The sequence below is a fragment of the Amphibacillus indicireducens genome, assembly GCF_039539605.1.
In the GTDB taxonomy this organism is placed as follows: Bacteria; Bacillota; Bacilli; order Bacillales; family Amphibacillaceae; genus Amphibacillus; species Amphibacillus indicireducens.
The window spans coordinates 1-14,071 of record NZ_BAABDL010000140.1 but is presented as its reverse complement, the minus strand read 5'-3'; the positions used below and the strand labels follow the sequence as shown (position 1 = coordinate 14,071).

The following is a 14,071-nucleotide window of genomic DNA, read 5'->3' as shown; positions in this document are numbered from 1 at the left end:
AACATTAATGTAATATTAAGGGGTCGTTTTTTCGATATTTATCACGAAGAATTTTTACTCTTCATAGCTGTAAGCGATAAATAAATAGATTGCTGAAAGAATTGTCGTTACAAAGATTAATTTTCGATACGTTTTTTCTTCAATATGTTGGATAACAAGGATTCCCACTCGAGTTCCGATAAAGATGATTGGCAATAAAATGAGTGCTAAAACAAGATTAGAAAAATCAATTGTTTGCCAGACAAAGATATGGAAAGGTAACTTCACTAAATTAGTCACGATGAAAAACCAAGCAGTTGTACTAATCATCTTCCGTTTATCGATCGTTTTACTTAGTATGTAAACAGAAAAAATCGGCCCTGCCGCATTACCTACCATCGAGCTAAAACCACTTAATACACCGACAATTGCTGAGACAAAAGAATGATTAGGAATTTTAATCGTCGATTTCTTAATCTCTTTATGAATTAATAATGCCAAACAAATCAAGACGATCACACCAATCGTCATCTTAAATTGGTTATCATTAATCATATTCCCATAAATAACACCAAGGATTACTCCAACAACTGTCGATGGTAAGAGATGCCAGATTCCTTTAATACTGACTTCTTTACCGTAATGCTTAACTGCAAATGCATCACCAACTAATAAAAATAACAGCATCATTCCCGCTGAAATTTGACCACCAAATGTAATCGCCATTAATACAACGACAGGAATCGTTGAGCCTTGTATACCTGTTTTAGCAAAACCAATCCCTAATCCAGCTATAATTAAAACAAGCCACTCAAACCATTGAAATTCAAACATTTTCTCTATCTCCTTTAATGCAAATAACTGACGAAAAATTAGAACGTTATTTTTTTAATAAACGTTCGTAGATAAAATATGAATATAATCGATAACCAATCGGAATTAAACTAACAAAAAATAGAGCGGCCATGTCATCAAAGAAAATAAGGCTAACAATGGCGATAATGATTGCTAAAAAGAAGCCTACGTTAGCTACCCATCCATTGAGTGGCTCTCCCGATAAGAAGAAACCTCTTCCTCGCTTTAAGTGATCTGAGTAACAGTGTTCGTGATAAGCAACAACAGACAAAATAAGCGTATCTGTCACAAGCTCTCCATTTGATTCAATCGTTTCATTGTCTGCATCTCCATTCATTAGATTAGATAATAGACGCGCAATGTAAACCTATACTTAATTCCATGGTAACAGACCCTGCATAGCATATCTAGAATATTTTTTAAAAAAATAAAGATATTCTCTCAAGTGAGGTTTTGTTTAGCAACAAAAAATAGGACTTAATATCATAAGATAGGTCTTCACACTATGTTGAGAAATCTAAGCCTGATTATAGGATATCAATATATAGGACATACTTTCATAACTATAAATCCTCTGAAATGTATATAAAATAATCGCGATAGATGTAACAAATAGAGCTAATCGTACCCTGTCTCGCTGGAATAATCGTCAGAGAGGTAACGAATAGTACTTAATCGTGCCCTATCTCGCTGGAAAATCGTCAGGGAGGTAACGAATAAGCACTAATCATCAGAGATCTCCTCAAAATCGTAACGATCTCTAATGAATAGGAGTTAATCGTCAGAGATCGTCCTTTGCATCAAGCCGATTTCTAACGAATAGGAGCTAATCGTCAGAGATCAACCTCTGAGTCAAGCCGATTTCTAACGAATAGGGGCTAATCGTCAGAGATCAACCTCTGAATCAAGCCGATTTCTAACGAATAAGGGCTAATCGTCAGAGATCAACCTCTGAATCAAGCCGATTTCTAACGAATAAGGGCTAATCGTCAGGTATTTCACTTAAAATGTCCATAAAGTTTCTTAGACATCTGACAAGCAAAAAGTTATCCACAAACAACTGATTTTATAATTTCTTGAGCAAAAAAAAGAACTGCCCTACACTAACGGACAGTCCCAATTTGTTCTATTATTTTCTCGACTTTACTTCAATCTCTTCAGCAACCATTGCTTTAAAATCTGCCAAGCTTAATGTTTCAGATTTTTTCTTACCATAACGACGAACGTTGACCGCGCCAGCTTCGACTTCATTATCACCAACGACTAACGCAAATGGTAATTTTTCAGTTTGAGCTTCACGAATCTTGTAGCCCATTTTCTCTTCACGTAAGTCAACTTCGACACGCATCCCCGCCATCCGCAACTCATCTTCAAGCTTTTTCGCATAATCAGCATGTGCATCATTAGAAACAGGAATAATTCGCGCTTGGATCGGTGCTAGCCATGTTGGGAAAGCGCCTTTATATTCTTCAATTAAGAAAGCAACGAACCGCTCCATTGTGCCAACAATTCCTCGGTGGATCACAACTGGACGGTGCTCCTGGCCATCTTCACCAACATAAGATAGATCAAATCGTTCAGCAGCTTGATAGTCAAGTTGAACAGTTGACAGTGTTTCATCTTTGCCTAACGCAGTCTTAACTTGAACATCAAGTTTTGGACCGTAGAAAGCCGCTTCACCGACAGCTTCAACATACTCCAAGTTCATTTCTTCCATTGTTTCTTTTAGAGTAGCCTCTGCCATTTCCCACATCTCATCATTATCGATGTATTTCTCTTTATCTTCAGGATCACGGTATGATAGACGGAAATAGAAATCCTCAATCCCAAAATCACGGTAAACATTTTGCACCAGCTCAACAACTCGAATAAACTCTTCTTTCAATTGATCTGGTCGGGCAAAAATATGGGCATCGTTAAGTGTCATCGCCCGTACACGTTGCAATCCAGCGAGAGCGCCAGACATTTCATGACGGTGCATTGTACCAAGTTCGGCAATTCGAACTGGCAAATGACGATAACTATACAATTGATTCTTATAAACCATCATATGGTGTGGACAGTTCATCGGACGAAGCACTAAATCTTCGTTATCCATTTCTAAAGTTGGGAACATATCGTCCTTGTAGTGATCCCAGTGCCCACTTGTTTTGTACAATTCAACACTACCTAAAACAGGTGTATAAACATGGTCGTAACCTAATTTCTCCTCGATATCAACGATGTAGCGTTCGATAATCCGGCGAATCGTTGCACCTTTTGGTAACCAGATTGGCAAACCCTGACCAACTTTTTGTGAAACCGTAAATAGACCGAGCTCTTTACCTAGTTTTCGGTGATCACGCTCTTTTGCTTCCTCACGCATACGGAGATATTCATCTAACTCAGACTGCTTGTTAAAAGCTGTTCCATAAATTCGTTGGAGCATCTGATTGTTGCTATCTCCACGCCAATAAGCACCAGAAATACTCAACAATTTAAACACTTTAATTTTACTTGTTGTTGGTAAGTGAACCCCACGACAAAGGTCAAAAAATTCACCTTGCTCATAGATTGTGACAGTTTCATCTTCAGGAATTGCTTCAAGCAACTCAAGCTTCAACTCATCACCAATATCATGATAGACCTTCTCTGCTTCAGCACGACTCACTTCCACGCGTCTAATTTCTAGGTTCTCATCAATAATACGCTGCATCTCTTTTTCGATTTTTGGTAAATCCTCAGGTGTTAACGAATGATCCATATCGATATCATAATAGAAACCATCTTCAATTGTTGGGCCAACACCTAATTTAACATTGTAACCAAATAAACGTTTAATCGCTTGCGCCAACACGTGAGCTGTTGTATGACGCATAATCTCTAAGCCTTCTGGTTGTTTGTTTGTGATAATGGCAATTTCCCCATCACCTGGTAAAGGCGTTCTCAAATCAAAAGCTACCTGATCTAATGTCACCGCAACAGCTTGCTTTCTTAAACCTGGTGAAATAGATTGTGCAATATCTTCTCCAGTTGTCCCCTGTGGAAATGCCTTCTTCGCCCCATCAGGGAATGTAATCATGATTTGTTTTTCCATTCTGAATCTGCTCCTTTTATTAAAAATTAACCCAATAAAAAAATGCCTATCTCTCTGCGTAAATCGCAAAGGGACAAGCATTAACTCGTGGTTCCACCCTCGTTCCCAAATAATCTGAATCCAGACCATTTGGCTCCTGGGCTCTGTAACGTAGAGTGACGCCATTTTCTACTAAAAGTTTCAAAAATGGGGTTCCAAGGTGGTAATGATTAATTGAATGAACAGGAAGATTTCAGCCAAACTTCCCTCTCTTTTGAACATCAGACGAATCATCGTGTCCTTATCATAACTTTTTTGATATCGAATTATGCTTAGTATTATAAAGCTTTCAACCTCAAAAAGCAAGCCGGATTTCAATTATTTATTTTCAAAAGGAAAAATATTATTACGAATGATCACGAGTCGCTCATCAAAAATATTTTGCAATGACATAATAATTGGATCCGCTTCATCATCAGAATAGATTAAAATCTGTCTCGGATTAAGTGCTAGAAACGGACTAATCTTCTGTTCGTTTTGAGCAAATTGGTAAATATGAATCGGTGTTTCCATGATAATATCATTTAATTCAGCTAATGTATAACGGTGACCGTTTTCATGGAAAATTTGAATCTCATCTGCTGTCCATTTCACAAAGCAAAGCGGTCCTCGTTCTCTTGTTTTGACATATTCTCTTAATGATTGTAAAAAAACTTGATAGCGTTCCTCTTGTTTTTTTTCGTCAATTGCCCGTGCTGTCACTTCTTCTAATAACCAACCAGCCTGTTCAAAGAAAACATGCTTTTGTTTGTCGTAGTGAATGAACGTTTGTTCAGATTCCAGACTAAAATACTGCTTCATCGTTAGCCTTAAATCAGATAAAAAGGCAACATCGTCAAACTGATCGGTTAACAACATTTGAGCAGCATAAGCTAAGATTGCATTCATTTCATCAAAATCATCATAAAAATACCGATTGATTAAAATTTCGATCAGCTTTGGCTTTAGATCAACTGCATAAAACATCTGCATGAACAACTGACTTATCTTTTCTAGTTCTTGATCGAGAATTTCAAGTTCGTGATCACTTAACACTCGCCACATTAGCTGTTCTTCTCTCAACTTGTCTTTAAACATTGTAAGGTCAAGCTCATGATCAAATTTAATTTTCACCATTTAATCACATCCATCTCTTCAGACACTGTTATATTGTATGGATGACTTTTTGAAAAAATGATTAATTATCAGCGCATAATAAAATAGATGAGGCTAACACCTTAGTTAACCGCATCTATTTGATCAAAAAGTTTAAAATTATCTATGACTTCTACCATTGATTTCTACAGGTTCGCTTAATTGCTGAATTCTTTCAATAATTCGTCCGGCTTTTAATTGCTCAATCTCGCCTCTCGTTGTTGTCGAGAGGTGCTTTTCCAACTGATCGAGCGAATAATTGGAGCTGAAAAACGTTGGCAAACCCTCCATCATTCGATACTGCAAAATTGAACCAAGTACTTCATCCCTAAACCAAGCTGAAATTGACTCCGCGCCAATATCATCAAGCATTAACACAGGGATCTTTTTGAATTGATCGATTTTCTCACCAATCGAATCATCTTTAATTGATGATTTAATTTCTCGAACAAACTCTGGCATATAAATTAACATTGATGAAATTTTACGATCAGCCAATTCATTCGCTACCGCACCGAGAAAGTACGTCTTACCGACACCAAATGGTCCGTGAAAATAAAGCCCTTTTTTCGGTAGTTTATCGTCAATCTGGGTTAAAAATTGTGAAATCGCAACAATTCCTTGATGCCTTCCCGGATCATCACCGTGAATATCTGCGATTGAAGCATGCAAGATTTCTTTCGGCATATATAAACTTTTAATTAAAGTCGCACGCTCTTGTTGCGCCTCTTTAATAATTGTGTATTGACACTTTTCATAACTGACGTGAATATTCGTACCAATGACTTCGATTTTCGGTTTGTAGCCAGGCAAAATGTTATTTGAACAGCCCCCATCTGGACAATTATTGCAATCTTTATTTTGCGACTGATATTCATATAACTTAATTAACTGTCGATCAATCGCCGTATTATCCAACTGTGGGTGTTCACGTAATAGTTGCTTAATATCCGGATCATTCGTAATGTCTGTTCGCATTTGCTGGTAAACATCTTGAAACGATGCTTTATCTTTCATCCATTTTTTTAATGATGTTTGAATCGATTCCATTGTTCATTCACCTCTACTCAGTTCTTTTTATTTTTAAATGCTTGTAAAATTTGATCAATTTCTGGATTCGGCTCACTCGTTTGTGCTTGTTTTGGCGCTTGTTTCTTCCGATGCTTAAACCAATCAGGAACAATTTCCTGACTCTTTCTCGGACGATTATAGTTCGACTGTTTTTTCTGATCCCATTGTTGATATTTATTATTTTCTGATTTAGCCAATGTCATCGCCTGATGAACGGTTTTGACATTTTTCCGCGACCAATGGCTTGCAATTTTCTCTAAATAAGAACGCGTCAACTTCATATCTGTTTTAAGCATAACATAATGAATCAACACATTCATTACTCCAGGTTGAAGCCCTTGCGCATCCATAATATTAGCAATCATTTTCAAGTCTTGTTGAGATGCTTGTCGCCCACTCGACAAATCCTCCAATAACTCTTTTGGACTAATCGTCTCCATCCGTTCTACAAATTGCTCTCTTTTTGATTTGTTCGTCTGGTCTGTTGGCTTTATTTTCTCTCGTTGATTAACAATTTTCACTTGTTGTTCTGGCAATGTTTCTACCAAGTCCAAGCAAGCCGCTTTAAACTCTTCCCGACTTAACTGATGATCACTCGTAACCGCCCATTGAATCGCCTTATCCAACTGTGTCGTCGTCAATTGGTAGAGACCAGCCATCTGTTCAATTAACATTACATTGTCACTAGAAAGAATCTTTTTCGCCGGTAACATTCGATCAATCAAACTTTGCTCAAGCCACTTCCAGTCAATATCAGCACCTTGCATCACCGGCACAGCTTTCGGCTCATCACCCTGCTCAGCGACTGGAACCAACGACTGCGTTGCCCCATTGTACTGAAACACATCAGAAAAGCGAGCCGTCACATTTTCCCCTAGCTGATTCTGATCTTGACCCTCAAAAACCAAACTAACTGATTCCTGAATCAATTGATATTTCTGACGCCCAATTTGATGAAGCAACATCTGATTCAACAGATCATTTTTTAAAAATTGCTTAGCCGTAAGTGGCTCGTTCAATTGATAATGATAGACCGAACCACTTTCGAGGTCTTTTTTATATGTATGAATAAGTCCAATTGCCTCACAACTTAATCGTGCCTGATAAATTGCGTTCAATGGTAAATTTAAAATTTGCATTAAATGATGGTGACTATGTTTTTGACTCGGCTGAAAAAGGTGGTACAACGTTAAATAAAATGCTGTCGCATCCACACCAATTATTGGTTGATAGAGTTGATAGAGTGATTGATAGTGGTCTTCAGTAAATGAACGATGTTTAGTAATCGTGAAATGATCTGCAGGTAGAATTTTCCCAATTGATTGGTGCATATTATGCCTCCTTTTTATTTTGTGCCTCTATTATAGCACAAAGAAAAAAGAGCCTACACGGCTCATTTTTCTTTTTTATCGGTATAACTCATAATTTCTTTTAGTTCGTCTAAAAAGACGTTAATATCTTTGAACTGACGATAAACCGAGGCAAAGCGAACGTAAGCAACTTCATCGATTTGAGCTAAATGATCCATCACTAACTCACCGACATCTTTACTTTCTACTTCTGCAGAACCTCTACTTCTTAATTCCCGTTCAACATCAATCGCTAGTTGCTTTAGTTGTTCATGTGAGACTGGTCGTTTTTCACACGCCTTGATTAGACCACGAATCAGTTTCTCCCGACTAAAAGCTTCACGTACACCTTCTTTTTTAACGACAATTAACGGCATTTCTTCAATTCGTTCAAATGTCGTAAAACGGTAACTACATTCTTCACATTCACGTCGTCTTCTAATCGCGTCTCCTTCTTCGATCGGTCGTGAATCTAAGACACGAGTATTTTTATTTTGACAGCTTGGACACCGCATCTTTTTTCATTCCCATCTTTGGATTAATAGACTTGTTCTTGTTGATCTAAAAGTGGAATTTCCTTTTCTAGATCTCGGTAAAATTTAGGGATTAAGTTATGGCTAAATCCTAAGTCAAAAATACCGCCCTCAGTCGTAATTGAAAAGTCAATTGCCGTTCGATACGGTTTAACCATAATAATTGTTACAATTACAAAAGCACGGCGCTTGCCTTTATAATTGATACTAATTTCCCCATGTTTTTGAGACTCAGAATTGATCTCACAATTTTGTTGTTGTCTAAAGTAATAAAGAACTTTGTCAAATGCTTTATCTTTCGTTGTTTTAAAATATTTCGTTTTTAGATTTTTATCCCAATGATTATCACGAGATTCAGAATGATTATTAAAGTATTTATTAAATGTTTCTTTAAACCCCATCAATGACACCCCATTAATATAATTTAAATTATCTGTCGCCGTATATAAACATAATAGACTATCATCAATTATAACACTATTGTTTCACAATTACGATTAATATGGTAAAACCGTTTACATAGAAAAAAGAATTTCTAATAGCTGGTGAAATTGTGTTTCTGTCTGTTGTTTTGTACCATTATTATCAATGATATAATCTGCTCGTTGCTTTTTTTCATCGATTGATATTTGTGTATCAATCCGTTGCTGTGCTTCGCGTTCAGACAACTGATCGCGCGCCATTAAGCGAATAAGTTGATTTTCAGTTGTTGAGTAGACAACAACAACCCGATCAACAAGCTTGGCTAAATCCAGTTCATATAAAAGTGGAATGTCAAGCACAATTAAAGGGTGCCCCGCTTTAATTAACCGATCTCGATCTTCAATCAATTGTTCAATAATAACGGGATGAACAATTTGATTCAGTTGAGCACGTTTTTTTTGATCATTAAAAATCATCTGCCCCAATTTAACACGATTAATCGATTGATCATGTGCTAAAATCTCATGACCAAAGGCTTGGACAACTTGATCGTATGCACGTTGGCCAGGTTCAATCACCTGACGTGCAATTAAATCAGCATCAACAATCGGAATCTCCTCACGAGCAAAAAGAGCCGCAACGGTACTTTTCCCCGTCGCAATACTACCTGTTAAACCAACAATAGCTCCCATCGAATCACCTACACTATCCTTAATCGTTTTTAACTATCAACTCAGTAATAACCGACTAACTCCAATTAGTATTAACAAAAGGCCAGGAATATAACGCACCCAACCTTGTAATTCCTTTTTAGCAAACTTACGCCCAATATATAAACCAAGCGCTAAAAAAGCAGTCGTCATGATAAAGATTAATCCCATCCCGATCAAATCAATTCCAACTAAAGACGCCCCAAGACCCGCGACACTCGCATCAATCGACAGCGCGACCGCTAACCAAACGACCTCTAAACCGGCTATATCACCCGACTGATCAAGATCAGCAAGGACTGGTTTTTTCAAAATTCGAATCACAATACCTAATCGCTTTAATTCTATATCATACTGCTTTTCAGTCACTGTTTTTTCCTGATCAAATGTGATTAAACTATAGACACCTAAACCAATTAACAAAATCGCACCAATCAGACTAATGACAAATTCATTCATCAGCAAGATCAGTAACTGACCAGCCATCATCGCTAAACCAAAAGCCAATCCTGAACAAAGTCCAATCAGAACAATCATCGGTTTAGCTAACGTTAATCTTTTCAAGCCATAGCTAAAAGCGACCATAAAGCTATCAATACTAACCGCTATTCCCAATAAAAATAAGGAGAGTAATTCAACCATCTCCATCCACACCCTCTCAAAGCTCAAAGTCTAACTTGAAATAGTATATGGATGAAGAAAAAAAGGTGTGAATTGATTTCGGTTAAGAAATCAGTTGACAGCTTGGACAAATGTGGGTACCACGATAGAAACTTTAAATTTTTCAATTTCAGATCCACATGTTTTGCATGGTGCCCCTGTTTGTCCATAGACGAACAATTCTTGTTGGAACATCCCGATTTCACCTAAACTATTCGTATAGCTTCTAATCGTAGTTCCTCCTTGTTTAACTGCTTCAGCTAAGGTATCTTTAGCCTCTCTTAAAATCAACTGTCCTTCAGTCTCTGTTAATGATGTCCCCGACCTGAGTGGATGAATTTTGGCTCTGAACAGTGTCTCATCAACATAAATATTTCCAAGACCTGCGATAATTGTTTGATCTAACAAAATATTTTTAATTGCTCGCGAACTTTTCTTGATTTTCGGAAAAATTTCCTCAAATAAGTACTCAGGTTCAAATGGATCAGTTCCTATCTGTGCGAGTGGTAAAGATCGCTCAGCCTCACCCTTGTTGAATAAATGCATCGTACCAAACTTTCGCACATCATGATAGTGCATCGATCGCCCACTTTCAAAATGAAAAATGACATGGGTATGTTTATCCTTCTCTGTATCTGATGAATAAATACCATATTTCCCTTCCATTCGTAAATGGGAGACAAGTGAATAGTCGTCTAATTCAAAAATAAGAAATTTACCTTTTCGGTTAATATCAACAATCGATTGACCTGTAAGTAATTGCTGAAAAATGACCACATCATCTGGTTTCTTAATGATTTTTGGCCAATAGACATCGACTGTTGTAATGACCTCATCTTTGACTAATTTTAATAATGTTTGTCTAACGGTTTCTACCTCTGGTAATTCTGGCATAACAATTCCCTTTCTATTTAGCGTCGTACCATGATCCACCTTGTGAAGCATCGACTTTAAGTGGCACAGCTAATTCAACTGTTTCAATCATCGTCTTTGGTACAAGCTCTAATAATCGATCAACTTCAGTTTTTGGTGCTTCAATGATTAACTCATCATGTACTTGTAATAACAGACGAGCAGCAAATTTCTCAGATTTCAGTGCGTGATCTAAATCAATCATCGCTTTTTTAATAATATCAGCTGCACTTCCCTGAATCGGTGTATTCATTGCTGTTCGTTCAGCAAAACTTCGCTGATTAAAATTGCGACTCGTAATCTCAGGTAAATAACGACGTCGATTCATCAATGTCGTCACATAGCCATCAAGCTTCGCTTTGTGGACAATATCATCCATGTATTGCTTCACACCTGGATAACTCGCAAAGTATTGATCTATAAATGCTTGAGCATCTTTACGCGTAATTTTTAAGTTTTGTGATAATCCATAGTCACTGATGCCGTAGACAATCCCAAAGTTAACAGCCTTTGCCTGTCTACGCATTAAATCATCAACTTCATCACTATCATTGATTGCAAATACATCCATCGCTGTTTGTGTATGAATATCACGATCCGCTTTAAAAGCATTTATAAGCTTCTCATCATTCGCAATGTGCGCTAATACTCGAAGCTCAATTTGCGAATAGTCAAAAGCTAAGATGACCCAATCTTCTTCACTCGGAATAAATGCCTTTCTGATTTTACGCCCTTCTTCCAAACGAATCGGAATGTTTTGCAGGTTCGGCTCAACTGAACTTAATCGACCAGTTTGTGTTAACGCCTGATTAAAACGAGTGTGAATCTTGTTGTCTTCATGAATCACTTTTAATAACCCTTCAATATACGTCGATTGGAGTTTGCCCAATTGACGATATAGAAGAATACTTGGGATAATGTCATGTTTATCTTCAAGCTTTTCTAACACATCTGCTGATGTCGAATAACCTGTTTTAGTCTTTTTAATCACAGGTAAATTTAATTTTTCAAATAAAATCACACTTAGTTGTTTTGGTGAATTAATATTGAAGGGCTCACCTGCTAAGTCGTGGATCTCTGCTTCAATTGTTGCTAAGCGTTCCTTCAGTTCAACTTGCATCGCTTCTAATTGTTTTTGATCAACATTAACACCAGTTGACTCCATATCCGCTAAAATTTTCGCCAATGGTAATTCAAGCTCTTTAAATAATTGTTCTTGTTCATTTTCCTGTAGTTTTGCTTCAGCATCGGCTTTTAATTGAAACAATGCTTTCGCTTTTCTGACGAGATGATCAGCGAGTTCTAATTGTTCAGGCACCTTTATTTTCGCACCTTTTCCATAAACTTCTTCATCGAATAAAAGGTCATGATAGCCTAATCGATGGCTAATTGCTGGAATGTCGTGGCTATTTTCTGCTGGATTAATCAAATACGATGCGAGCAATAAGTCAAAGACAATTCCTTTCACTTCAATATCAAAGCGACGTAAGCTAACCATCACTTTCTTTGAGTCAAAGGTAATTTTTTTCTGTTCAGGATTCTCCAACCATGATTTAAATTGCTCCGATCCTAACCCGACTTCAGTTGGAATAAAGTAGTTTCCATTCGTATTAGCAATCGCAAAACCGATAATCTCACCAGTATGATAATTGTCTTCTAAAATCTCAACGGTTAAAGCATCTTGACCTGTAAAGCTGATTTCATCAATTGATTCAACAATGTTCAAATCAATCTTGCTTAGTTTTTCAGCTTCATCCGCCTCATCACTCACTTCATTACTGACAGAACTCAATAATGATTTGAAGCCTAAATCTTTAAATAGTGCCGTTAATTTAGTCGAATCGTAACCGTCATAAGCAACTTGATCAATCTCGATTTCAATTGGTGAGTCTTGATTAATCGTCACTAACTCTTTACTTAAAAATGCCAAATCCTTTTGATTCGTCAGATTTTCATTCAGCTTCTTACCAGATACTTGATCAAGATTTTGATAGACATTTTCAAGTGTTTCAAACTGTTTTAGGAGCTTAATTGCTGTTTTCTCGCCTACGCCTGTAACACCAGGGATATTATCCGAGCTATCTCCCATCAATGCTTTCATATCGATAATTTGTTCGGGTTTAAGTGTCAATTTTTCCTCTAGAGATTCAGGGGTATAGAGATCCATTTCGCTAATCCCTTTTCGAGTAATTTGAACATGAACTTGATCAGATACGAGTTGAAGCATATCTTTATCACCTGTAACGACTCGAACATCAAAATTCAAACGAGCAGCTCGATTGGCTAACGTACCAATAATGTCATCTGCTTCATATTGGTCAAGTTCATAATGCTTAATTGAGCTTGCATCTAAAAGTTCACGCACTAATAAAAATTGTTCTGATAATTCTGGTGGTGTTTTTTGCCGACCACCTTTGTATTCTTTATATGCTTGATGACGGAATGTTGTTTTTCCTGCATCAAAAGCAACCAATACATGTGATGGTTTTTCCTCTTCCAACACTTTCATTAACATTTTTGTAAAACCAAACACCGCATTGGTATAAACGCCTTTATCATTTGATAATAAAGGAAGGGCAAAAAAAGCACGATATAAAATACTATTTCCATCAATTAGAATCAGTTTTTGTTCAGTAGTCATTATTCGTCTCCTCTATTTTCATTGCTACATATATTTTAACACGTTTAGGTCAAAGCACAAATAACGGTTGTCCTTTCGTTCTTTCTTATAGTTCGTCTTTCTCCCATGACTGGTTCTTTGTTCGGCAAATTCCCGCGCATTGGGAATTCAGTTTTTGTCATTAATAACGTATCTTTGTAAGACATCGCACGTGGAAATCTTCTGCACTTTAAACAATACAAGCTAATCGTCAGAGATCATCCTCTACCTAGCTGTGATTTCTTATGAATAAGAGCTAATCGTCGGAGATCATCCTCTACCTAGGTGTGATTTCTTACGAATAAGGGCTAATCGTCGGAGATCATCCTCTACCTAGGTGTGATTTCTTACGAATAGGAGATAATCGTTGGAAATCATCCTCTACCTAGGTGTGATTTCTTACGAATAGGAGATAATCGTTGGAAATCATCCTCTACCTAGGTATGATTTCTTACGAATAAGAGATAATCGTCAGATAACACACTTAAATCGACTTGGTATCCAAAGCTTAATGACAAGTCATTAGGTATTTCTCATAAAGATCCTTAAATAACTGACAAGCACAAAGCTATCTCCAACTAACGGATTTGATAATTTCTTAATTGAGATAGGGGGAGGTGACTAACCTCCGTCCCTCTCACACCACCGTACATACGGTTCTCGTATACGGC

General features: G+C 37.2%; 12 protein-coding genes and 1 other annotated feature. All 12 genes read right to left on the bottom strand.

All coding sequences use genetic code 11. The features are described from left to right. Positions 1-54 precede the first annotated feature (54 nt). The 12 genes from ABD814_RS12385 to polA all read right to left on the bottom strand — a co-directional run bounded on the left by ABD814_RS12385 (position 55) and on the right by polA (position 13,382). The gene (locus ABD814_RS12385; RefSeq protein ID WP_344913745.1) at positions 55-813 is read right to left on the bottom strand and encodes a sulfite exporter TauE/SafE family protein; all 759 of its coding nucleotides are present in this window, start codon (positions 811-813) and stop codon (positions 55-57) included. 46 nt (positions 814-859) lie between these two features. After that, on the bottom strand, positions 860-1,171 hold the full coding sequence (locus tag ABD814_RS12380; protein ID WP_344913742.1) for a hypothetical protein: 312 nt from the start codon (positions 1,169-1,171) through the stop codon (positions 860-862). Between the two features lie 792 nt (positions 1,172-1,963). After that, positions 1,964-3,910: a threonine--tRNA ligase gene (gene thrS, locus ABD814_RS12375; RefSeq protein ID WP_344913739.1), complete on the bottom strand. Its 1,947-nt coding sequence runs from the start codon at positions 3,908-3,910 to the stop codon at positions 1,964-1,966. A gap of 66 nt (positions 3,911-3,976) precedes the next feature. Beyond that, positions 3,977-4,206, bottom strand: a binding site (T-box leader). A gap of 61 nt (positions 4,207-4,267) precedes the next feature. Then, complete coding sequence (gene ytxC / locus ABD814_RS12370) at positions 4,268-5,065, bottom strand: sporulation protein YtxC (RefSeq protein WP_344913736.1); 798 nt, start codon at positions 5,063-5,065, stop codon at positions 4,268-4,270. Positions 5,066-5,203: 138 nt separating this feature from the next. Beyond that, positions 5,204-6,133, bottom strand: a complete 930-nt coding sequence (gene dnaI / locus ABD814_RS12365) for a primosomal protein DnaI (RefSeq protein ID WP_344913733.1) — start codon at positions 6,131-6,133, stop codon at positions 5,204-5,206. Between the two features lie 17 nt (positions 6,134-6,150). Further along, a complete protein-coding gene (locus tag ABD814_RS12360) occupies positions 6,151-7,485 on the bottom strand; it encodes a replication initiation and membrane attachment family protein (RefSeq protein ID WP_344913730.1) in 1,335 nt (444 codons plus the stop codon). A gap of 62 nt (positions 7,486-7,547) precedes the next feature. Continuing rightward, on the bottom strand, positions 7,548-8,018 hold the full coding sequence (gene nrdR, locus ABD814_RS12355) for a transcriptional regulator NrdR (protein ID WP_344913727.1): 471 nt from the start codon (positions 8,016-8,018) through the stop codon (positions 7,548-7,550). Between the two features lie 23 nt (positions 8,019-8,041). Next, positions 8,042-8,437: a cytosolic protein gene (locus ABD814_RS12350; RefSeq protein WP_344913724.1), complete on the bottom strand. Its 396-nt coding sequence runs from the start codon at positions 8,435-8,437 to the stop codon at positions 8,042-8,044. A gap of 114 nt (positions 8,438-8,551) precedes the next feature. Then, a complete protein-coding gene (gene coaE / locus ABD814_RS12345) occupies positions 8,552-9,151 on the bottom strand; it encodes a dephospho-CoA kinase (RefSeq protein ID WP_344913721.1) in 600 nt (199 codons plus the stop codon). Between the two features lie 36 nt (positions 9,152-9,187). Then, on the bottom strand, positions 9,188-9,817 hold the full coding sequence (locus ABD814_RS12340; protein ID WP_344913711.1) for a manganese efflux pump: 630 nt from the start codon (positions 9,815-9,817) through the stop codon (positions 9,188-9,190). An 84-nt stretch (positions 9,818-9,901) separates the two neighbouring features. Further along, positions 9,902-10,723 carry a DNA-formamidopyrimidine glycosylase gene (gene mutM / locus ABD814_RS12335; protein ID WP_344913708.1) on the bottom strand — a complete coding sequence of 274 codons (822 nt, stop codon included), beginning with the start codon at positions 10,721-10,723 and terminating at the stop codon, positions 9,902-9,904. 13 nt (positions 10,724-10,736) lie between these two features. Beyond that, a complete protein-coding gene (gene polA / locus ABD814_RS12330; protein ID WP_344913705.1) occupies positions 10,737-13,382 on the bottom strand; it encodes a DNA polymerase I in 2,646 nt (881 codons plus the stop codon). Positions 13,383-14,071 lie beyond the last annotated feature (689 nt).